Raw genomic sequence first — 20,541 nt, forward strand, 5'->3', positions numbered from 1 at the left:
AACCGCCTAAACCCCCCCCCCTTTGTTGTGGTGGGGGCGCCTCTTTATGCGCCGCCTCATCTCGTGCCGGGCTTCCCCCAACTTGCCCGGCGGGGCCCCCCCCCCCCCCCCCCCCCCGTCATCAGATCAATTCTTGCGAGGCCGATTCAGCGCACGGTGACCGGTGCGGGCAGCGGCGGCACCACTGTCGGCTGGGTGCCTCCGACCGGGCCGGCCTGCGCGGCCATCGGAGCGGGGCCGGCAGCGCCGGGCACGGGCGCGGCGGATGCGGTCGCAGTTCCCGGCGGCGGACCACCCGGCATCACGACCACGCGGGTGCCGACCTTGACGCGATCGAACAGGTCGGAGACGTCCTCGTTCAGCATGCCGATGCAGCCGGAGGACACGAACTTGCCGATGGTCGAGGGCTGGTTGGTGCCGTGGATGCGGTAGACGGTCGAGCCGAGATACATCGCGCGGGCGCCGAGCGGATTGCCGGGACCGCCGGCCATGAAGCGCGGCAGATAGGGCTGTCGCTCGATCATCTCGGTCGGCGGATGCCAATCCGGCCACTCGGCTTTGCGGGTGATCTTCTGCACGCCCGTCCAGGTGAAGCCGTCGCGGCCGACGCGGACGCCGTAGCGGATCGCACGACCGTTGCCGAGCACGTAATAGAGGTAGGTATTCGGGGTATCGACGATGAGCGTTCCGGCCGGCTCCTTGGTCGCCAGCGAGACCTCCTGGCGGCGCAGGTTCTGCGGCAGCTGCGCCGGAGCGGCGTCAGGCTGCTCCTCGGGCGGCAGCGAGGCGATCGCCATCGGCCGACCGTCGGCACCCACGGGCGGCTGACCGGCCTGGACCGTTCCGGTCGCGCCGGGACCACCGACCGCCTCGGGCGGACGCGGGCCGTCACTGCCGGGCGCCTGTGCCGGACGATCGGCGTAGATCACCGCGGGCGGGCCGGCAGGGCGGCCATAGCGCGGATCGTCGGGCGACGTCACGGGACCCTGCGGCGGCGCAGCCGAGTAGACGGGGGCACCTGCGGGACGGCCATAACGGGGATCATCCGGCGACATCACCGGACCCTGGGGCGGCGCGGCGGAATACACCGGGGGAGCGCCGGGCGGACGGCCGTAGCGCGGATCCGGGCCGGGCGGCGGCAGCGCTGCCTGCGGCATCGAATCGTCTTCATCGTCCATAGCGTCGAAATTCGGCGCGCGGTCGCCGGGCCGATATTCGGCCGGCGCGCCATAGCTCGGCGCCTGCTGGACCGGATAGCTCTGGGCCTGCGCGAGCGAGGTTCCCGCCGCAGCGACTGTTGCGGCAGCGCATATCGTCAGAAAATGTTTGATCATCATCGCTCTTGTATAGTCCCCGGGCCCCGTCCGGACCGTTAACGGCCAGATGACGGAAGATAGCGGCACATTCAAGACATTACAGGCGGATTTGTGCCCGATTTGCCGATTTGTGATCCGCAAGACTACCGTTGCCTCCTTGCATCACGGGACGAAAATCAGCCCACGCCCGAGATTGCTGGACTAGCCGGCTCTGTTTTTTACGGAACGGCGCGGAATCGTTGCGGTATGTTCGAATCAGCCTGATTCGCCGCCGCTTTGAGCTTCGATCCCCCGCGTGGCGAACGCGGCAAGCAGTACCGTCACCGCGTTCAGATGGCTCATGGGCCCTGGCCACTTCGCCGCCGGGGCGGAAATTCGCAATCCCTCGATGCTTCCCGGCTTTCGCTTTCTGTTTGCCGCGATCCTGCTGTCAGCCTCCATCCTGGTATTCGGCCTGGGCGCCGCCGCGCTGCTGCGGGCGAGCCATGAGCAGTATGTCAGCAACCCCTCCTGGCGGAATGGTCCGCAGGAGCAGGTGTTTGCACAAGCTCCCGAGCCGGCCCAGCCGGTGCTCGCGGTCCTGCGCGCCGAGCCGGAAGCAGCCACCGATCCGACGCCGTCGCTGCGCGATCAAGTCCCGACCATCGCGCTGCCGATGAGCGAGCCCGAGCCGGTCGTCGTGGTGACAACCGAGACCGAATTTCAGCCGCAGGTCGTTGCACCTCCGGCTGACGTCCCGGCCGAACCGGCCAATGCCGAGACCAAGGCCGAGACGACGACGGACGCCACGGCGCCGGCTTCAAGCAACACGCTTACTCCGGCCGACGCCAGCGCACCCATCGCCGAGGCCAAGCCGGTTTCGATCGCTCTCACGAGCAAGCCAACACCTGCCGCCCCCAGCGGAGCCTCGGCTTCGTCCACGTTCGACATGGCGAGCGCGAAGTTCGCCGCATTGAATGACCTGGCGACCACGGCCTGGAAGGATCCGCCGGCGAAGGCCAAAGCCGACGCTAAGGCCGACAGCAGTTCGCCGGAGAGCAAGGCGACCAAGCCGCGGGCGCACCGGGTGAAGAAGCGCCGCCGCATTGTCCGGCGTCCGCCGCCGCCGGTTCAGCAACTCGACGCGTTCGGGCAGCCGCAACCCACCCTCGCCGCAACGACGACCGCGCGCGCACGTCAGTAGGGTTACGCCGGCCCCGTTGCGATTGGCGGTCCCTTTTCCTGGCCCCATTCTGACCATGAGCCGTCGTAGAGCGCGGTGTCGGTGATGCCGAGGCGATAAAGCGCCAGCGTCAGCACGCCGGCAGAGACCCCGGAGCCGCAGCTCGTCACAATCGGCGCATCGAGCTTGACGCCGGCGTTCGTGAAGGCGGCGCGGAGATCATCGAGCGGCTTCATCGTGCCGGTCGCGGCGTCGAACAGCAGGTTATAGGGCACGTTGCGAGCGCCCGGGATATGGCCGGAACGAATGCCCGCGCGCGGCTCGGGCGCCCGGCCCTCGAACCGGTCGGCGGCGCGCGCGTCGATCACCTGCTCGACACGGCTTTCGACGTTGGCGATCAATTGCTGCATGCTACGCACGCGCTTGGAATCGTAGCTCGCCTTGAACGTCGCGGGCTTCGGCTTCGCCTCGCCACTTTCGACCGGACGCCCCTCGGCGCGCCACTTCTTCAGGCCGCCATTGAGAATGCGCACATTGCCGTGGCCGAAGGCCAGGAACATCCACCACGCGCGGGGAGCAGCGACCCAGCCGCCGGCATCGTAGAGCACGACAGTATCGGCATTGGAGATGCCGAGTTGGCCGACGTCGCGGCCGAACTGCTCGGCGCTCGGATACATGTGCGGCAGCGGGTTGGAATGGTCCGAGACCGCATCGACGTCGAAGAACACCGCGCCCGGCAGATGCGCGGCGAGGTAATCGTCCTTCGGCAGCGGCAGAACGCCCGGCAGCTTGAAGCTGGCGTCGAGCACCTTGACGTTGGCATCGTTGATGTGGGCGGCGAGCCATTCGGTGGAGACGAGGGGATCGGTGGGGGTGGTCATTGGCTTTTCCTTGCAGTCATTACGGTGCGCGCGCAGCGCGAGAGAGTTTGATACGGCGCGCGGCAAATTCCGCTGTCATCGCCCGGCCAGTGCGCAATTGCGCACTAGGAACGGGCGATCCAGTACGCCGAGACGATTGTGCTTCAATCGATAGGCCGCGGCGTGCTGGATTCCCCGCCTTCGGGGAATGACGCCGAAAATTGGAGCGGCAGCGCAGGACCCTCACCCCTTCTTCTTCGGCTCCCATTGCTCCACCGGCCCGCCGGCGTCGCGCCAGGCGGCGTAGCCGCCGGCGATGTGGGCGACGGGCTTGAGGCCCATGTCCTGCGCGGTCTTGGCGGCGAGCGCGGAGCGCAGGCCGCCGGCGCAATGGAAGACGAACTTCTTGTCCTCCTGGAACACCGGCTTGGCATAAGGGCTCTGCGGATCGATCCAGAATTCGAGCATGCCACGGGTGCAGGCGAACGCGCCGGGGATGCGGCCGTCGCGTTCGATCTCGCGGGGATCGCGGATATCGACGATAACGACGTCGCCGTTCTTCGAGATCTCGATGGCGTCCTTGGCGGTGAGCGTCTCGATCTCGGCATTGGCCTCGTCGATCAGCGCCTTGATGCCGCGGGTGATGGTCTGGGGCATGTGGCTCTCCCTCTTGTTCTGTCGCCGATCCCAGGCGATCTGCCGGAGGCGGTGGTCACCTCTCCCGCTTGCGGGAGAGGTCGCGGAGCGAAGCGACGCGGGTGAGGGCTCTCTCCTCTAGGGGAGCGTCGCCCGTGGAGAGACCCTCTTCCCGACCCTCCCCCGCAAGCGGGGGAGGGAGCGCGATCCCATCGCCGATGGAGCGCCTCGTCATCAGCTAGTGCGTCAATTCCTTCATCGCACCCTCGAGCCCCTCGATCGTGATCGGATACATGCGGTTGGCGAAGATGCGTTTGATGATGGTGGTGGATTCCGAATAGTCCCAATGCTTCTGCTGCACAGGGTTGAGCCACACCGCATGCGGATAGGTGCGGATGATGCGGTCGAGCCAGACCGAGCCGGGCTCCTCGTTGACGTGCTCGACCGAGCCGCCGGGTACCATGATCTCGTAAGGCGACATCGAGGCGTCACCGACGAACACGATCTTGTAGTCGTGCGGGTATTTGTGCAGCACGTCCCAGGTCGGGGTGCGGTCGGTGAAGCGGCGCTTGTTCTGCTTCCACACGCCTTCATAGAGGCAGTTGTGGAAGTAGAAATATTCCATGTGCTTGAACTCGCTCTTCGCCGCCGAGAACAACTCCTCCACCTGCTCGATATGCGCGTCCATCGAGCCGCCGATGTCGAAGAACACCAGCAGCTTCACCGCGTTGCGGCGCTCGGGCCGCATGTGCACGTCGAGATAGCCGTGATTGGCGGTTTCGCGGATGGTGGTGTCGAGGTCGAGTTCATCAGGCGCGCCGGTGCGCGCGAATTTGCGCAGGCGCCGCAGCGCCACCTTGATGTTGCGGATGCCGAGCTCGACATTGCCGTCGAGGTCTTTGAACTCGCGCTTGTCCCACACCTTCACGGCGCGGTTGTTGCGGTTCTTGTGCTGGCCGATGCGTATGCCTTCGGGATTGTAGCCATGGGCGCCGAACGGCGAGGTGCCCGCCGTGCCGATCCATTTCGAGCCGCCCTGATGGCGGCCCTTCTGCTCCTCGAGGCGCTTCTTCAGGGTCTCCATGAGCTTGTCCCAGCCCATGGCCTCGATCTGCTTCTTCTCGTCGTCGGTCAGGTATTTCTCGGCGAGCTTCTTCAGCCATTCCTCGGGGATCTCGGCCCCCTCCATGGCGTCGAGCAGGCTTTCCAGTCCCTTGAACACGGTGCCGAAGACGCGATCGAACTTGTCGAGGTTGCGCTCGTCCTTCACCAGCGAGGTGCGCGACAGATAATAGAAATTCTCGACCGAATAGTCCGACAGATCAGCATCGAGCGCCTCCATCAGCGTGAGGTATTCGCGCAGCGTCACGGGGACCTGCGCATCGCGCAGAGAAGTGAAGAATTGCAGGAACATGGGTGACAGATTGCCCGTCGGGGGGCGAACGTCAAGGGGCGGAGGCCACTGCTCTGCGCTGGACCGGGAGGCTTTTTGCTCTAGAATTGGCGGTCTCACGGGGTTGTTTTGGGGACGTTTGCAATGGGAATTCTCGCAGCGCTCATCATTGGCGCGATCGCAGGCTGGCTTGCCGGCAAGATTGTCCACGGGGCGGGATTTGGGCTGATCGGCAACATCGTCGTCGGCATCATCGGTGCACTCGTGGCCGGCTGGATTCTGCCTCAGCTGCACATCCAGCTCGCAACGGGCACGGTCGGAGCCATCGTGGATGCCACGATCGGCGCGGTGATTGTGCTCGTCATCCTTTCGCTGATAAAACGGGTCTGAAAGCCTGACCGAACCAGGAACGGCCGCCACGCGCGGCCGTTCCCATGTCGCGACCGGGGCAATGCCGGGACGACGACCAACAAGGACGCGCGATGAAATTTACCGGCACCAAGGACTATGTTGCGACCGACGATCTCAAGGTCGCGGTCAATGCCTCGATCGTGCTGGAGCGCCCGCTGCTCATCAAGGGCGAGCCCGGCACCGGCAAGACGGTGCTGGCGGAGGAAGTGGCGAAGGCGCTGAACGCCCCGCTTCTGACCTGGCACATCAAGTCCACCACCAAGGCACAGCAAGGCCTCTACGAATACGACGCGGTGTCGCGCCTGCGCGACAGCCAACTCGGCGATGCGCGCGTGTCCGACATCAAGAACTACATCAAGCGCGGCAAGCTGTGGGATGCCTTCACCGCCGAGCAGCGCCCGGTGCTGCTGATCGACGAGATCGACAAGGCCGATATCGAATTCCCGAACGATCTCTTGCTCGAGCTCGACCGCATGGAATTCCATGTCTACGAGACCGGCGAGACGATCAAGGCCAAGCAGCGCCCGATCATGATGATCACCTCCAACAACGAGAAGGAGCTGCCGGACGCGTTCCTGCGCCGCTGCTTCTTCCACTACATCAAGTTCCCCGATGCCGATACCATGACCCGGATCGTCGATGTCCACTTCCCCGGCATCAAGAAGCGGCTGGTCGAGGAAGCCCTGCGCATCTTCTTCGAGGTCCGCGAAGTGCCCGGGTTGAAGAAGAAGCCGTCGACCTCGGAGCTGCTCGACTGGCTCAAGCTGCTGCTCAACGAAGACATGAGCGTCGAGCAGTTGCGCGAACGCGATCCGCGCAAGCTGATCCCGCCGCTGCACGGTGCGCTGCTCAAGAACGAGCAGGACGTGCATCTGTTCGAGCGGCTGGCGTTTCTGAGCCGACGGGAAGTGTAGACAACGGCTCTGCACGCTCGCAATCGCAAGGCGAACGCGCGACGAGCGAATCTGCCTGGACCGGGGGCCCGATCACAGCAGGACAATTCCGTAGTCCTGGCGATCGCTGCTGTTTCGCAACGGGCCAGAAATCCGTCGCGGGCATATGCCGCAAGCCTTCGCGTTGCCGAATTCGTCACCCGGAGCTCAAGCTCGGACGTCCGGGCTGCGACGAGCACTGGTGTTGCGTTGCCTGGCTTTCCGGCGATCACCAGCTTTTCCACAACGCTCTCGACATTGCGCGATACGCGCGCGAGCTTCCTTGGCGCCGGACCACTCATCGGTGTCGAAGGCCCGTTCCCATTTGCCGGCAAATGGTCGTTCGATATGCCGGCGACGCCGCCCTGCTCCTCGGCCGGCAACGGTCGGCGACCAGTTCGTCGAACCTGTTCTCGGTAACGCCGTCGGTCCTTTCTCTCCTCGTTCCAATCGCGAATACGCTCAACACGGGCAACGATCGGCACGGCCCCCGCGTCACGCTCGCGGGAGGTCCGAGGCCAGGTAGGCCACCCGGCCATCCGCAGACCGGTACGCGAACGGGATCTCTGGGCGATTTCGAGCCGCCCTCGCGCAACCGGATGCTCGGCGGTGACCTGCCCTTCGCCAAATCCACTGGTTGCGCACCGGGAGCCACGCTAGAATTCCCCCATGACAGTGACCGACATTGCGAGCCGAACCTATAATCACAGCTGGCGGCTGGATCCCATCATCCGCAGCCTGCTTGATACCGACTTCTACAAACTATTGATGTTGCAAATGATTCGGGAATCTTACCCGCATCAGCAGGTGACATTCTCGGTCATCAACCGATCGCGCCATGTGCGGCTCGCCGAAATCATCGACGAGGGCGAGCTGCGCGCCCAGCTCGACCACGCCCGCACCATCCGCTTCACCAAGAAAGAGCTGATCTGGCTTGCCGGTAACACTTTCTACGGCAAGACCCACATGTTCTCGGCGGACTTCATCCGCTGGCTCGCCGAATTCCGGCTGCCCGAATACGAGCTGCGCAAGGTCGAAGGCCAGTACGAGCTGCACTTCCACGGGCCGTGGAGCCATACCACGATGTGGGAGATTCCTGCGCTCGCCATTCTCAACGAATTGCGCTCGCGCGCAGCGATGAAGGGCCGCGGCCGCTTCGAGCTCGACGTGCTCTATGCCCGCGCCAAGGCCAAGCTTTGGACCAAGGTGGAGCGGCTGCGCAAACTGGATGGCTTGCGGCTCTCCGATTTCGGCACCCGTCGCCGCCATGGCTTCCTTTGGCAGCGCTGGTGCGTGGAGGCCGTGAAGGAAGGCCTGGGCCCGTCCTTCATCGGCACCTCCAACGTGCTGCTCGCGATGGACAACGATCTCGAAGCCATCGGTACCAACGCCCATGAACTGCCGATGGTCGCCGCGGCGCTCGCCAAGGACGACGAGGAATTGCGCTGGGCGCCCTATCGCATCCTCGACCAGTGGCGCCAGACCTATGGCGGCAACCTCCTGATCGCGCTGCCCGACGCTTTCGGTACCAAGGCTTTCCTGCGCGATGCGCCGGAATGGGTCGCAGACTGGACCGGCTTCCGCCCTGACAGCGCACCGCCGATCCAGGCCGGTGAGGAGATCATCAAATGGTGGGAGCAGAAGGGCCGCAATCCCAGGGACAAGCTGCTGGTGTTCTCCGACGCGATGGACGTTGGCTCGATCGAGGAGACCTACCACCACTTCAACGGCCGGGTGCGGCTCTCCTTCGGCTGGGGCACCAATCTCACCAATGATTTCGTCGGCTGCACGCCGGACGGCTCGTTCAACCTCGATCCGATCTCGCTGGTCTGCAAGGTGTCGTCGGTCGACGGACATCCGGCCGTCAAGCTTTCTGACAATCCCGAGAAGGCGACCGGCCTGCCTTCGGAGATCGAGCGCTATTTGCGCGTCTTCGGCGACGCCGGTCGCGTGCGCAAGCCGGTGCTGGTCTAGCGCCAGAGCAATCTCTCTCCATCCGGTAAACCACTCAGGGCAAATGCGCGACATCGGCTCGCCGATGCCACGTCGGTTCCGGTTCGACCGCATTTGCGGCGATCTGCAAGCATCCGCTTCACAACGCCTTCACCCTGCGACGCGGTCTCCTGGCATTTTCAAGTCGAGTTAAGCACCTTTCGCGCGTAATCCGCGTTATGAGCGGATCGCTCCGCTGGGGTCGTTGAGCGACTTGGGGAAACGCAACGTGTTTCGCAGAACAGCGCCGTCAACGAAGGGACGCAACTTCCTTCACGTCGTCAAACTCGTCTCGCCTTTCGTCACGGTCGTTCTGCTGCAGGCGGCGATCGCCGGATTCAGCCTGGAGGTTATGTCCTCGGTCCGCGCCTATGTCGCGGGCGAAGCGCTATGGTCGCGCTCGCAGAAGAACGCCGTCTATTTCCTCAATCTCTATCTGCATTCGGGCGACGCCAGCCAGTTTGCGCAATATCAGACCTCGCTGGCCGTTCCCATCGGCGACGAGTTCGCGCGCTGGGCGCTCGAGCGCGATCCGGTCGACGTCGAGGCCGCCCGCATCGGCTTCCTGCAAGGCGGCAACCATCCCGATGACGTGCCGGGACTGATTTGGCTGTTTCGCTACTTCAAACAGGTCAGCTTTCTCAAGGAAGCGATCCGCGAGTGGGCCGCCACCGACCCCATGCTGCTGGAGCTGAGCGTGTTCGGCGAGGTCATCCGGTCAGAGTCGAAGAACGGGCCGGTTCAGGACGGCAACCGCCTGCAATTGTTGTCGTCGCGGCTGTCGGAGCTCAACACTCAGTTCACGGTGCACGCCAACCGGTTCTCCACCGTCCTCGGCGAAGGCTCGCGCGCCATCAAGATGACGCTGACTGGCGTCAATATCGTCACAGCCGTGACGCTGATCCTGCTCCTGATCTGGCACACGCGGCGATTGGTGCTGCAACGACAGGCTTTCGAGGATGCCCTGCATGCCGAGAAGGAGCGCCTGGCCTGGCAGGCGTCGCACGACTGGCTGACCGGCTTGTCCAACCGTCGCGCCTTCGAGGCGCGCCTGCAAAGCGAGCTGGACGACACCGCGGCGGGTTCGCTGGGCCTGATCCTGCTCGATCTCGACCAGTTCAAGGACGTCAACGACAGTTGCGGTCACCTCGCCGGCGACCGTCTGCTCCGCCAGATTTCGCGCCTCCTGCTACAGGAGCGGCGGCCGCATGATTTGGTGGCCCGGCTCGGCGGTGACGAATTCGGCTTAATCCTTCCCCGATGCACGCCGTACGACGCCGTGGATATCGCCGAATGGCTGCGCCGGTCGCTCGAGCTATCCGTCTTCGCCTGGGACGATCGTTGCTTTGCAGTGACGGCCAGTATCGGCGTTGCCTGCATCACCGACGGCAACGCCACGCTCGAGGACGCGATGCGGCGCGCGGATGCCGCCTGCTATCGCGCCAAGGAGAACGGACGCAACCGTGTTCAGGTCGACAACGGGACGACGGACGTCGTCGTCGTCACCTCGCGGCAGCGCAAGGCCGCCAGCGCATAGCAGCGCTCAGCACGTTATCGCATTGGCAGAATCCCGAGCCCCGCGAGATGCGCATCCAGAAATTGTTCGACCTGCTGGCGCAGCATCTGCGGCGGTACGGCCACCATGCGCTCTTCGAGGCCGAGCGAGATGATCCCGTGCACGGCGGAAAACAGTGTGCGTGACAGCAGCGCGATCTGCACGTCGTCTGCCTTCGGAAGCAGCCGCACCAGGGGCGCATGCATCAGCGCGAAGGCCTCCATCACCATCTGAAGGATGTCATCGGGGTAAGGGCGGTCGTCCTCCATCCGATGTTCGAACAGCGAGCGCAGCAGATTGGCGTGCTCCGCGAAGAATTCGAGGTAGGTCGCAGCCAGCCCATGGAGCTGGCGAACCGGATCCTCGGCTGGAACTTGGCCCAGCCGCACCGTTAGGGCATTAACGGTCTCCCGATTCACGGTCAGGATTACGCCGTCGAAGTCGCCGAACTCGTTATAGACACTTCCAACCGAGCAGCCGGCGGCGTCAGCGACGTCCCGGACTTTCAACGATTTCAGCCCTTTAGTGGCAATAATGCTGCGAGCGATCTCCACGATCTGCTGCCGCCGTCGAGATTTTTTTCGGTCTCGCAACGATTCGTCTTGAACATTGTTCATTTTCAGGCTACTCATCTGAACAATGTTCAAGTTAGCCCGGAGACCTTCAAAATGCAAACCCTCGCTGTTGATATCGCCTCCACCTTCGTCGATGACGCCACAGCTCTCGTGACCGGATTTGGCCGCGCCCTCCTGCGGCTCGCAATGGGGCCGATCGATCGCATCGCAAATGCCTGCGACATTGCCGGCGTCCTGACCGAGCGCCGCGCGACCTTCCGGATGTGGCGGGCCAACCGCCGCGTTCGTCGTGAGGGCCGCCGCTTTAACCTGCTCGGCCGCCTCTCGCCCTTTCGCCGCCTCGCCCATCTCACCTGAGGCGCGCACGCCTCCTTGCCGGAGCGTGATAGAGCCGCGACCAACCATTTGCGAACCAAATGTCGCCACGCGGAGACCAACAGGATCGGAAGGCAAAGGCGTAGAGCAGGCCGGGGACGATCGTCGTCAACCCGCAAATGCCCGTCGCATCTCCTCCGGTCCCGACGCCCATCGGACAATGAAACAACCTCAGACAGCGTTTCCAAAACAGGACTAGTCATGATCAGGGATTTGATGTCGTCACGCCGCTTCGCGCCGCTGTTCTGGGCGCAATTCTTCTCGGCGCTGAACGACAACGTGCTCAAGAACGCACTCGTCATCATCCTGCTTTACAGTGCCGCGACCGGCCACGGAGATGCGCTGGTGACGGTCGCGGGCGCCGTCTTCATCTTCCCCTACTTCATCCTGTCCGGGCTCGGCGGCCAGCTCGCCGACAAATATGTCAAATCCGTCGTCGCAAGGCGGCTCAAATTCGCCGAGATCTTTGCCGCGGGCTTTGCCGCGGCCGGTTTCTTCCTGCACTCGGTGCCGCTGCTGTTCGCAGCGCTCGCACTGTTCGGCGTCATCGCCGCGCTGTTCGGTCCCGTGAAATATTCGATGCTGCCGGACCAGCTCGAGCTCGGCGAGCTCGCGACCGGCAACGCGCTGGTCGAAGGCGCGACCTTCATGGCCATCCTGCTCGGCACCGTTGCCGGCGGCCAGTTCGTGGCCGGCTCCGCGCATATGGGCTGGGTCGCATCGGCCGTGGTCGTGCTGGCCCTGCTGTCCTGGGCCTTCGCCTCCCGCATTCCCGCGACGACGCCGTCCGCACCCGATCTGCCGGTCAACGCCAATCCCTGGACCTCGACGCTCGGCCTGTTGAAGACCTTGCACGCCGACCATCGGCTGTGGGACGGCACCGTGATCGTCTCCTGGTTCTGGCTGGTGGGCGCCATCGTGCTCTCGCTGCTGCCGGCGCTGGTCAAGGAGGTCATCGGTGGCACCGAGGGCGTGGTGACGTTGTGTCTCGCGATCTTCGCAATCGGCATTGCCATCGGCTCGCTGTTCGCCGCGAATCTGAGCCATGTTCGCCCGAACCTCGCGCTGGTGCCGATCGGCGCCATCATGATGGGGTTTGCCGGCCTCGACCTCGCCTGGGCGATCGGCGTGACCGCCAAGGGCCAGGACATCACCGCCGCCGACTTCGCGACCTCGTTCGCGGGCCTGCGCATGCTGGTCGATTTCGTCGCCTTCGCATTCGGCGGCGGGCTGTTCGTCGTGCCTTCCTTCGCCGCCGTCCAGGCCTGGTCCGCCCCCTCCGAGCGCGCCCGCATCATCGCCGCCGGAAACGTGCTGCAGGCCGCCTTCATGGTAGCCGGCTCGCTGTTCGTCGCGCTGTTGCAGGCCGGCGGATTGCACATCGGCTGGATTTTCTTCGGCCTCGGCGTCGCCAGCTTCGGCGCAGTCTGGTTCGTGCTGACGAAGTGGGGCAAGGAAGGCGTTCGCGACTTTGGCGGGCTGCTGTTCCGCGCGCTGTTCCGCACCGAGGTCCGCGGGCTGGAGAACCTGCCGCCTGCTGGCACGCGCATGCTGATCGCGCCCAACCATGTCAGCCTGATCGACGGCCCGCTGCTGCACGCCGTGCTGCCGATCGACGCGAGCTTCGCGGTTGATACCGGCATCGCCAAGGCCTGGTGGGCCAAGCCGTTCCTGCGGGTGGTCAAGCACTACACCATGGACCCCAGCAAGCCGCTGGCCGCGCGCGACCTCATCAAGCTCGTCGCCGCCGGAGAGCCGGTGGTGATCTTCCCGGAAGGACGCATCACCGTCTCCGGCTCGCTGATGAAGGTCTATGACGGCACAGCGATGATCGCGGACAAGGCCGACGCGGTCGTCGTCCCGATCCGCATCGAAGGCGCCCAGCGTTCGCATCTCAGCTATCTCAACGGCAGCCAGATCAAGCGCACGTGGTTTCCGCGGGTGACCGTCACCATCCTGCCGCCGGTCAAGCTGCCGGTCGATCCGTCGCTCAAGGGCAAAGCGCGCCGCAATGCCGCGGGCGCAGCACTTCAGGACGTGATGATCGACGCCATGGTGAAGAACGCCATGCTCGATCACACTCTCTTCGAAGCGCTCGGACACGCCTATCGCGACCGCGACACCGGCAAGGTCATCATCGAGGACGCGCTCGGCACCAAGCTGACCTATCGCAAGCTGATCCTGGGCGCGCAGGTCTTGAGCCGGAAGCTGGAGAACGGCACCGCTGTCGGTGAGAATGTCGGCGTGCTGCTGCCGAATTCCGCAGGCGTTGCCGTCGTCTTCATGGCGCTGCAAAATATCGGCGGGGTGCCGGCGATGCTGAACTTCTCGGCCGGCCCGGTCAACGTGCTCGCCGCCATGAAAGCCGCACAGGTCAAGACCGTGCTGACGTCGAAAGCTTTCATCGAGAAGGGCAAGCTCGACAAGCTGATGGCGGCAATCTCCGCGGAAGTTCGCGTCGTCTATCTCGAGGATGTCCGCGCCTCGATCGGCGCGGCCGACAAGATCAAGGGCCTGCTCGCCGGCACTGCGCCGCGCGTCGTCCGCCAGGCGAGCGATCCGGCCGTCGTGCTGTTCACGTCGGGCTCGGAAGGCACGCCCAAGGGCGTCGTGCTGTCCCACCGCAATATCCTTGCGAACGCTGCACAGGCACTGGCGCGGGTCGATGCCAACGCCAATGACAAGGTGTTCAACGTGCTGCCGGTGTTCCACTCGTTTGGGCTTACAGGCGGAATGATGATGCCGCTGCTCGCGGGCATTCCGATCTACATGTACCCCTCGCCGCTGCACTATCGGATCGTGCCCGAGCTTATCTACCAGACCGGCGCCACGATCCTGTTCGGCACCGACACGTTCCTCACCGGCTACGCCCGCTCGGCGCATGCCTACGACTTCCGTACGCTGCGCCTGGTGATCGCCGGCGCCGAGGCGGTCAAGGATCGCACCCGGCAGGTCTTCATGGAGCGCTACGGCATCCGCATCCTCGAAGGCTATGGCGTCACCGAGACCGCGCCGGTGCTGGCGATGAACACGCCCATGGCCAATCGTCCCGGCACGGTCGGCCGCCTGTCGCCGCTGATGGAAAGCCGCCTCGACCCCGTCCCCGGCATCGAGGAAGGTGGACGCCTGTCGGTGCGCGGACCGAACGTGATGCTCGGATACTTGCGGGCCGAAAATCCGGGCGTTCTCGAACCGCTCGCCGAGGGTTGGCACGACACCGGCGACATCGTCGCGATCGACCCGGCCGGCTTCATCACCATCAAGGGACGCGCCAAGCGCTTTGCCAAGATCGCCGGCGAAATGGTCTCGCTGTCGGCGGTCGAGAACATCGCGACGACGCTGTGGCCGCAGGCCGCATCGGTCGCGGTGTCGATCCCGGACCCGCGCAAGGGCGAGCGCATCGTGCTGCTGACGACGGAAAAGAACGCCGAGCGTAGCGCCATGCAGGGCCACGCAAAGACGATCGGCGCGTCCGAGCTGACCGTTCCCGCAGCGATCATGGTGGTCGACAAGGTGCCATTGCTCGGCACCGGCAAGACCGACTACGTCACCGCAACGACGATGGCCCGCGAGCAGGCATCCGCGCCGGAGCGCGAGGTGGCGTAAGAGAGATGCACGAGGCGTCTCAATCAAGCGAGGCGCGATGCCCTGGAGTGGTTCTGCTTCACGGCATCGCGCGCACCTCGGCGTCCCTGATCAGACTGGAACGGGCGCTCCGGGCCAGCGGCTTTGCAACGCTCAACATCGACTATGCCAGCCGCCGCAAGACGATCACGGCGCTCGCGGACGATATTCACCTGGAAGTCGCCCGCTTCGCCGAGCGTGAGGCGCCGCTGCATTTCGTCGCGCATTCGATGGGCGGTCTGGTGACGCGCGCCTATATCGCGAAATATCGTCCGGACCGGCTTGCCGGCGTGGTGATGCTGGGCACGCCAAACGGCGGCAGCGAGGTCGCCGATCTCCTGAGCGGATATCGCCTCTACAGCGCATTCTACGGACCCGCCGGACTCGAGCTCACCACCACGTCCACGCCCCGGTCTGACGCCCTGCCCGCGGTGGACTATCCCGTCGGCGTGATCGCGGGAAACCGCTTCATCGATCCCGTCGCCGGCCTCTTGGTTCTGCCGAAGCCAAATGACGGACGGGTCTCAGTGCAAAGCGCGATGGTCGCCGGCATGGCCGACCATATCGTCGTGAAGGCGTCCCATACCGGACTTCCGCGTCACGCCGCCGCCATCGAACAGACCATCGCTTTCCTGCGCGATGGCCGCTTCCGCACCATCTGAATCAAGAACCGGCATCGCTGCGTCGCTCCTGCGCGTAACGCACCAGTGCCGCGAAGCGATAGATGCCGTGCACGAACTTGCCGTACGGCATGGTGACGAACAGCGCGAACACTGCACCCAAATGCAGCGCCAGCAGCGGCCCCATGGCTGCAGTCTCGCGCAGAATCAGAAGCAGCATGCCGGTGAAGCCGGTGAGGAACAACATGGCGATAAAGCCGACATCCATGCCATAGCGCTGCTCGTCGAGCAGCGCCGGATCGCGCCGCATCTTGGCGACGAACAGGCCGATCGGCCCGATGATCAGACCGATGCCACCGAGCGTGCCGAGCACCACCGGCAGATCCCACCACGGATACGGCGCCTCGCGCCCGAGCAGATAGTGATACAGCGTGGCGACCGAGGTCGCGGCGAAGCAGAGCAGGAAGCCGTAGAAGGTCAGGTGATGGAAAAGCTTGCGCCGGTCGGTCGGCTTGTCATCCTCATTGTAGCAGCCGACGCCGCCACCATGGAGATAGCGCAACTCACCAGCGTCCCGCATCGCCTGAAAGATCGAGCCACCGTCCGCACGGCCGCCGATCGGTGGACCGATATCCCGCCAGAACGCGCGCACGCTCATCACCAGCGCGAAGATCGCATAAAGGAAGGCCGCGCTGAACAACGCCGCCATCGCGTTGTGCGGCATCAACTTGTAGAAAGCGCCGGGGCCGGTGTGCACGCCGAACAGCACGGTGCGGTCGTTCAGGGCCGCGAAGCCGAGGATGAAGGCGGCCATGCTGAGCGCGGCGACGATGCTGATGACGAGACCGTTACGCGCGAAGACACCGGACAGCGCCTGCGGCCAGGCATAGGCCGCGTAGGATTCCGCGCGCGCGATCGCCAGCGTCTGCGGAACGTTGACGTTGAATTCGTGCGGCGGCGAGAACTGGCAGTCGACGTAGCAGGCGCCGCAGCCATGGCAGAGATTGGCGAGATAATTGAGGTCGCCGTCGGAAAAGGCGCGACGCATCTCCATGGCGGGAAATACCGCGCAAAGACCCTCGCAGTAACGGCAGGAATTGCAGACCGTCATCAGGCGGTCGGCTTCGTCCAGAATTTTGGTTCCGTGCATGGCTTTACTTCGTCAGGCCTTTGCTCTCGAGCCATTTCTGGATCAGGGCTGCGACCTCGAGGTTGTTCTTGTCCATCATCACCATATGCGAATTGCCCTTGATGCCGGCCTGCGGGAGATCGACGATGCCGACGCTGCCCCCGGCCGCCTTGACGGCGTCCGCAAAGGCGATGCCGTTGGCGCGGATCTTGGGCCAGCGCGAATCGCGCTCGATATAGTCGCCGTAGATGATGAGGGTCGGAATGTTCTTCAGCACATCCGCTTTGGCGGGATCGCCGATGCCGGCCGGCTCGATCGCAATCAGCGCCTTCACCTTGTCGGGGCGGGCTTGCGCGACCTTGAAGCCGAAGGTGCCGGCTTGGCTGTGGAACAGCAGCACCGAGGGGCCGACGCGATCGATCTCGGCGATATAGGCGGCGATGGTCGCATCGTCGGTCGTGGTCCAGCGGGGCACGTTCTGCTTGACGAAATTCTCGTAACCCTCGACGGGGAATTGGTTGCCCGGCAACAATTTTCGCTTGGCGGGATCGGGATCGTAGGAGTTCGGTCCATCGCCGATGCGGAAACGCTCGAACGGATTGGCCGTGGTCAGGAAGACCGGCTCGCTCTTGAAAATATCGGGGTACTGCGCCCAGCCCGCGCGTCCGCGCTCTACCGCGTCGGAGTTATAGACCGCCCACCCCTTGCGCAGAAAATAATTCAGCCAGCCTTCGCGTCCGTCAGGCGTGGTCTCGTAGGTGACGCCGGTCAATCCGCCGCCGTGCCACATCAGCAAAGGATAGGCACCCTTCTCGTTTGCCGGCAGGAAATACTGCACGTACATCTGCTCGACCTGATACGTGCCGTTGGGATCGACCTTGGCCGGCACTCCGCCGGGCGCGAACACGACCTCCCTCACCGGCTTGCCGGAGATTTCGACAAGACGCCCACCGACATGGAACGAACCCATGTCTCGCAGCGTGATCGGCTCGGCCGCGTGGGCGTGGCCGACGATCAGCAGCGCCGCGGTCGAGGCAATGGCAATGCGTGACATGGTTCCTCCCTCGTGTCTTTTCTTCGTCCTAGTTCTTGGCGTGGCGTGCCGCTTCCCGTCCTGCGATCCGTCCGAACACGCTGCCGATGGTCATGCCCATGCCGGCGGCATAGCCCTTGCCGAGCACGTTGCCGGCCATGATCTCGCCGGCCGCGAACATGTTGGCCGACGGCTTGCCGTCAGCCATCAGCATCCGCGCCTCCCTGGTCACGCGCGTGCCGAGATAGGTGAAGGTGATGCCGGGCCGCACCGGATAGGCAAGGTAGGGCGGCGTCTCGATCCGCCTCGCCCAATGCGTCTTCGGCGGTGTGATGCCTTCGGTGCGGCAATCGTCCAGAATGGTGTGGTCGAAGGTGCCGGGCCGCACCGCGGCATTGAATTCGGTGATGGTCTTTTCCAGCGCGGCCGGATCGAGCTCGAGCTTGCCGGCGAGCTCGGCAATCGTCTGCCCTGCGATCGGCGGGAACAGCGTCGGCATGAAGCTCGTGACCACGGTGGAATCGAAGATGATGTAGGCGATCTGGTCGGGCTGCGCGGCCACCAGCCGGCCCCAGATCGCGTAACGCTTCGGCCAGATGTCCTCACCTTCATCATAGAAGCGCTGCGCGTGCTTGTTGACAACGATGCCAAACACGACGGAATCGTGCCGCGTGATGATGCCGCCGTCGAATTTCGGCGCGCGCGCGTCGATCGCGACCGCATGGCACTGGGTGGGGTCGCCGACCTCCTGCACGCCCTTGGCGAGCAGCATCTTCAGGATTGAGCCGCGGTTATAGGGCGTGCCGCGGATCAGGAAATTGTCGGCGGCCTCGCCCCAATATTGCTTCAGCCATTCGATGTTGGCCTCGAACCCGCCGGCGGCGGCGACCAGTGACGTCGCGCGTATCTCGGTGTCGCCCTTGATAGGCCGCTTGAGGCAGGCGGCGAGAAACATGCCGTCCTCGATCACGAGGTCGGTGACCTCGGCGTCGTATTCGACTTCGACGCCGAGCTTCTCGGCGGTGAGATAAAGTGCGTTCAACATCGCGCGGCCGCCCCCGAGAAAGAAGGAGTTGGTGCGACCGAGGCTCAGCGTGCCGCCAAGCGAGGGCTGCCAGCGCACGCCCTGCTCGACGATCCAGTTCAAAATGTCCTTGGACTCGCGGATCATGTGCCGGGCGAGTATCTCGTCGGTCTGGCCGCCGGTGACGCGCAGGAGATCCTCCCAGAACTCCTCCTCGGTGTAGGGGCCGGTGAGGATTTCGGTCGCCTCGTCATGCGCGCAGCGCATATTGCGGGTGTGGCGCGTGTTGCCGCCACGATAGAATTTTGGCGCGCCTTCGAGCACCAGCACCGACGCACCACCGCGTCGCGCGCTGATCGCCGCACACAGTGCCGCGTTGCCGCCGCCGATCACCAGCACATCGTATTTGCTGCTCATGCCGTCTGCCCGATGCGACGAAGTCGGAGACATTCTGCCCCGCAGGCGGCCCCGGTCAATCCGGTTCGCCATTGCGCACTTTTGTATACAGAGATATACAGAAATCCAGCAAGCGCCATCGCTGCATGGGCAGGATGCGCGTGGCGAGCACGAGGATGGATGGCAAGACGCCCGACAAAGGCAGGCGGCTCGATCGCGCGCGGCGGCGGCGTGGCGCTCGGCGAAGCCGTGTTCCGCTCGCTCTGCGAGGCGCTGCAGGCCGGCAGCTACCGCGCCGGCGACCGCCTGCGCGAGGAAGAGGTCGCCCAGCGGCTGAAGGTCAGCCGCACGCCGGTGCGGGAGGCTCTGGGGCGGCTTGCGGCCCGCGGGTTCGTCGAACCTGCCGGCGGCCGCGGTCTGATCGTGCGCAACCTCGACATCTCCGAGGTGCTCGAACTCTACGCCATGCGTGAGATCATGGAGGGCGCCGCCGCCCGACTTGCCGCCGAGCACGCCTCGGCGCCCGAGGTCGATGCACTCAGGGATATCGAGCAGGCTTTCGTCGAAGCGTCCGAGACCGACGCGGGCGAGATGGCAGGAGAAATGGCAAGGCTCAACCGCGCCTTCCACGAAGCGATCTGCCGCGCCGCGCGCAACCGCTATCTCGACAACGCTTCGCGGGAATTGCAGGACTGGATCGCTCTGCTCGGTCCGACTACGTTCACCGTATCCGGCCGCCCTTCGACCAGCCACCGCGAGCACCAGGCCATCATCGACGCCATCGCGGTTCGCGACGGCGGCCAAGCGGAGCAGCTCGCGCGTGCACACATCCGCGAAGCGCTGCGCTGTCGGCTGAAGCTGTTGCAAAAGCAGTAGCAGGGCGCCGCACTCAGGCGACCAGTTCTGCGGCAATCGCCTTCAACACGTCCGGCACATCGGCTGGACTGAGCCGCACCTGCAGCCCACGCTGACCGCCATTCACGTACACGTAGTTATGCGCGAGCGCGCTCTGCTCGATCACGGTGCGTATGGGCTTCCGCTGCCCGAACGGGCTGATGCCGCCAACCTTGTAGCCGGTGAGTCGCTCGGCCTCCGGCGGCTTCATCATCTGCGCCGACTTGCCGCTAACAGCAGCGGCGAGCTTCTTCATCGAGACTTCCTGATCGGACGGGACGATCACGCAGACCGGCTTGCCGTCGACCAGCGCCATCAGCGTCTTCAACACGCGCGCGGGGTCCTCGCCGAGTGCGGCAGCCGCCTGGAGGCCGATGCTTTCGGCGTCGGGATCGTAGTCGTAAGAGTGGACGGTGAAGGCTACACTGGCGGCTGTGAGGGCGCGTGTGGCGGGGGTGGCTTTGGACATATGCGATGTCTAGCACCGCTGCTGCGAGGAGCGAAGGGACGAGTACGGCGCAGTCTCTCCCCGAGCCGTCCTGGCGAAAGCCAGGACCCATTACCCCAGGGAGGCGTTGGCGAAGACTCCTAGTTCGGTACTGCGACCATCCACA

At 64.7% G+C, this 20,541-nt stretch carries 17 protein-coding genes; 8 read left to right on the forward strand and 9 right to left on the reverse strand.

What is annotated here, in order from left to right; all coding sequences use genetic code 11:
• Positions 1-146: 146 nt before the first annotated feature.
• Positions 147-1,334 carry a L,D-transpeptidase family protein gene (locus ABIB91_RS26995; protein ID WP_354168756.1) on the reverse strand — a complete coding sequence of 396 codons (1,188 nt, stop codon included), beginning with the start codon at positions 1,332-1,334 and terminating at the stop codon, positions 147-149.
• A 322-nt stretch (positions 1,335-1,656) separates the two neighbouring features.
• Here ABIB91_RS26995 and ABIB91_RS27000 point away from each other — a divergent pair, with 322 nt between their 5' ends.
• Positions 1,657-2,499 carry a hypothetical protein gene (locus tag ABIB91_RS27000; RefSeq protein ID WP_354169024.1) on the forward strand — a complete coding sequence of 281 codons (843 nt, stop codon included), beginning with the start codon at positions 1,657-1,659 and terminating at the stop codon, positions 2,497-2,499.
• Between the two features lie 2 nt (positions 2,500-2,501).
• Here ABIB91_RS27000 and sseA read toward each other — a convergent pair whose 3' ends face one another.
• The 3 genes from sseA to ABIB91_RS27015 all read right to left on the reverse strand — a co-directional run bounded on the left by sseA (position 2,502) and on the right by ABIB91_RS27015 (position 5,388).
• On the reverse strand, positions 2,502-3,359 hold the full coding sequence (gene sseA, locus ABIB91_RS27005) for a 3-mercaptopyruvate sulfurtransferase (RefSeq protein ID WP_354168758.1): 858 nt from the start codon (positions 3,357-3,359) through the stop codon (positions 2,502-2,504).
• A 222-nt stretch (positions 3,360-3,581) separates the two neighbouring features.
• Positions 3,582-3,995: a rhodanese-like domain-containing protein gene (locus tag ABIB91_RS27010; protein WP_007613708.1), complete on the reverse strand. Its 414-nt coding sequence runs from the start codon at positions 3,993-3,995 to the stop codon at positions 3,582-3,584.
• 217 nt (positions 3,996-4,212) lie between these two features.
• On the reverse strand, positions 4,213-5,388 hold the full coding sequence (locus ABIB91_RS27015) for a vWA domain-containing protein (RefSeq protein WP_007600698.1): 1,176 nt from the start codon (positions 5,386-5,388) through the stop codon (positions 4,213-4,215).
• Between the two features lie 123 nt (positions 5,389-5,511).
• Here ABIB91_RS27015 and ABIB91_RS27020 point away from each other — a divergent pair, with 123 nt between their 5' ends.
• The 4 genes from ABIB91_RS27020 to ABIB91_RS27035 all read left to right on the forward strand — a co-directional run bounded on the left by ABIB91_RS27020 (position 5,512) and on the right by ABIB91_RS27035 (position 10,239).
• Entirely contained in the window at positions 5,512-5,757 is a 246-nt protein-coding gene (locus ABIB91_RS27020; protein WP_007600697.1) for a GlsB/YeaQ/YmgE family stress response membrane protein, read from the forward strand.
• A gap of 92 nt (positions 5,758-5,849) precedes the next feature.
• Entirely contained in the window at positions 5,850-6,692 is an 843-nt protein-coding gene (locus ABIB91_RS27025) for an AAA family ATPase (protein ID WP_007600695.1), read from the forward strand.
• 687 nt (positions 6,693-7,379) lie between these two features.
• A complete protein-coding gene (gene pncB, locus ABIB91_RS27030; RefSeq protein ID WP_354168761.1) occupies positions 7,380-8,684 on the forward strand; it encodes a nicotinate phosphoribosyltransferase in 1,305 nt (434 codons plus the stop codon).
• A gap of 247 nt (positions 8,685-8,931) precedes the next feature.
• A complete protein-coding gene (locus ABIB91_RS27035; protein WP_354168763.1) occupies positions 8,932-10,239 on the forward strand; it encodes a GGDEF domain-containing protein in 1,308 nt (435 codons plus the stop codon).
• A gap of 14 nt (positions 10,240-10,253) precedes the next feature.
• Here the strand turns inward: ABIB91_RS27035 and ABIB91_RS27040 are convergent, their stop codons facing one another.
• Positions 10,254-10,874, reverse strand: a complete 621-nt coding sequence (locus ABIB91_RS27040) for a TetR/AcrR family transcriptional regulator (RefSeq protein WP_354169027.1) — start codon at positions 10,872-10,874, stop codon at positions 10,254-10,256.
• 534 nt (positions 10,875-11,408) lie between these two features.
• Here ABIB91_RS27040 and ABIB91_RS27045 point away from each other — a divergent pair.
• Together ABIB91_RS27045 and ABIB91_RS27050 are read left to right on the forward strand one after the other, a co-directional pair.
• Positions 11,409-14,813 (forward strand): acyl-[ACP]--phospholipid O-acyltransferase, encoded by a 3,405-nt coding sequence (locus ABIB91_RS27045; protein WP_354168765.1) that lies wholly within the window; start codon positions 11,409-11,411, stop codon positions 14,811-14,813.
• A 5-nt stretch (positions 14,814-14,818) separates the two neighbouring features.
• The gene (locus ABIB91_RS27050; RefSeq protein ID WP_007600685.1) at positions 14,819-15,493 is read left to right on the forward strand and encodes an esterase/lipase family protein; all 675 of its coding nucleotides are present in this window, start codon (positions 14,819-14,821) and stop codon (positions 15,491-15,493) included.
• A 1-nt stretch (position 15,494) separates the two neighbouring features.
• On the opposite strand, the gene tcuB is transcribed toward ABIB91_RS27050, so the two are convergent.
• Genes tcuB through tcuA form a run of 3 tightly spaced genes read right to left on the reverse strand, consistent with a single transcriptional unit; the run spans position 15,495 to position 19,054 of the window.
• On the reverse strand, positions 15,495-16,601 hold the full coding sequence (gene tcuB, locus ABIB91_RS27055; protein ID WP_354168768.1) for a tricarballylate utilization 4Fe-4S protein TcuB: 1,107 nt from the start codon (positions 16,599-16,601) through the stop codon (positions 15,495-15,497).
• 4 nt (positions 16,602-16,605) lie between these two features.
• Entirely contained in the window at positions 16,606-17,634 is a 1,029-nt protein-coding gene (locus ABIB91_RS27060) for an alpha/beta hydrolase (RefSeq protein WP_354168770.1), read from the reverse strand.
• A gap of 28 nt (positions 17,635-17,662) precedes the next feature.
• Positions 17,663-19,054 (reverse strand): FAD-dependent tricarballylate dehydrogenase TcuA, encoded by a 1,392-nt coding sequence (tcuA, locus tag ABIB91_RS27065; RefSeq protein WP_354168772.1) that lies wholly within the window; start codon positions 19,052-19,054, stop codon positions 17,663-17,665.
• A 159-nt stretch (positions 19,055-19,213) separates the two neighbouring features.
• On the opposite strand from tcuA, the gene ABIB91_RS27070 reads away from it, so the two are divergent.
• A complete protein-coding gene (locus ABIB91_RS27070) occupies positions 19,214-19,909 on the forward strand; it encodes a GntR family transcriptional regulator (RefSeq protein ID WP_354168774.1) in 696 nt (231 codons plus the stop codon).
• A gap of 13 nt (positions 19,910-19,922) precedes the next feature.
• Here ABIB91_RS27070 and ybaK read toward each other — a convergent pair whose 3' ends face one another.
• A complete protein-coding gene (gene ybaK / locus ABIB91_RS27075; protein ID WP_354168776.1) occupies positions 19,923-20,396 on the reverse strand; it encodes a Cys-tRNA(Pro) deacylase in 474 nt (157 codons plus the stop codon).
• Between the last annotated feature and the right edge of the window lie 145 nt (positions 20,397-20,541).

It is taken from the genome of Bradyrhizobium sp. JR4.3, from assembly GCF_040547695.1.
GTDB classification, from domain to species: Bacteria; Pseudomonadota; Alphaproteobacteria; order Rhizobiales; family Xanthobacteraceae; genus Bradyrhizobium; species Bradyrhizobium canariense.

Excerpts from the sequence above, each read along its gene's own strand:
- ABIB91_RS26995 (WP_354168756.1), bottom strand. The coding sequence starts at position 1,334 with ATGATCAAACATTTTCTGACGATATGCGCTGCCGCAACAGTCGCTGCG.
- ABIB91_RS27000 (WP_354169024.1), top strand. The coding sequence starts at position 1,657 with ATGGGCCCTGGCCACTTCGCCGCCGGGGCGGAAATTCGCAATCCCTCG.
- sseA (WP_354168758.1), bottom strand. The coding sequence starts at position 3,359 with ATGACCACCCCCACCGATCCCCTCGTCTCCACCGAATGGCTCGCCGCC.
- ABIB91_RS27010 (WP_007613708.1), bottom strand. The coding sequence starts at position 3,995 with ATGCCCCAGACCATCACCCGCGGCATCAAGGCGCTGATCGACGAGGCC.
- ABIB91_RS27015 (WP_007600698.1), bottom strand. The coding sequence starts at position 5,388 with ATGTTCCTGCAATTCTTCACTTCTCTGCGCGATGCGCAGGTCCCCGTG.
- ABIB91_RS27020 (WP_007600697.1), top strand. The coding sequence starts at position 5,512 with ATGGGAATTCTCGCAGCGCTCATCATTGGCGCGATCGCAGGCTGGCTT.
- ABIB91_RS27025 (WP_007600695.1), top strand. The coding sequence starts at position 5,850 with ATGAAATTTACCGGCACCAAGGACTATGTTGCGACCGACGATCTCAAG.
- pncB (WP_354168761.1), top strand. The coding sequence starts at position 7,380 with ATGACAGTGACCGACATTGCGAGCCGAACCTATAATCACAGCTGGCGG.
- ABIB91_RS27040 (WP_354169027.1), bottom strand. The coding sequence starts at position 10,874 with ATGAACAATGTTCAAGACGAATCGTTGCGAGACCGAAAAAAATCTCGA.
- ABIB91_RS27045 (WP_354168765.1), top strand. The coding sequence starts at position 11,409 with ATGATCAGGGATTTGATGTCGTCACGCCGCTTCGCGCCGCTGTTCTGG.
- ABIB91_RS27050 (WP_007600685.1), top strand. The coding sequence starts at position 14,819 with ATGCACGAGGCGTCTCAATCAAGCGAGGCGCGATGCCCTGGAGTGGTT.
- tcuB (WP_354168768.1), bottom strand. The coding sequence starts at position 16,601 with ATGCACGGAACCAAAATTCTGGACGAAGCCGACCGCCTGATGACGGTC.
- ABIB91_RS27060 (WP_354168770.1), bottom strand. The coding sequence starts at position 17,634 with ATGTCACGCATTGCCATTGCCTCGACCGCGGCGCTGCTGATCGTCGGC.
- tcuA (WP_354168772.1), bottom strand. The coding sequence starts at position 19,054 with ATGAGCAGCAAATACGATGTGCTGGTGATCGGCGGCGGCAACGCGGCA.
- ABIB91_RS27070 (WP_354168774.1), top strand. The coding sequence starts at position 19,214 with ATGGCAAGACGCCCGACAAAGGCAGGCGGCTCGATCGCGCGCGGCGGC.
- ybaK (WP_354168776.1), bottom strand. The coding sequence starts at position 20,396 with ATGTCCAAAGCCACCCCCGCCACACGCGCCCTCACAGCCGCCAGTGTA.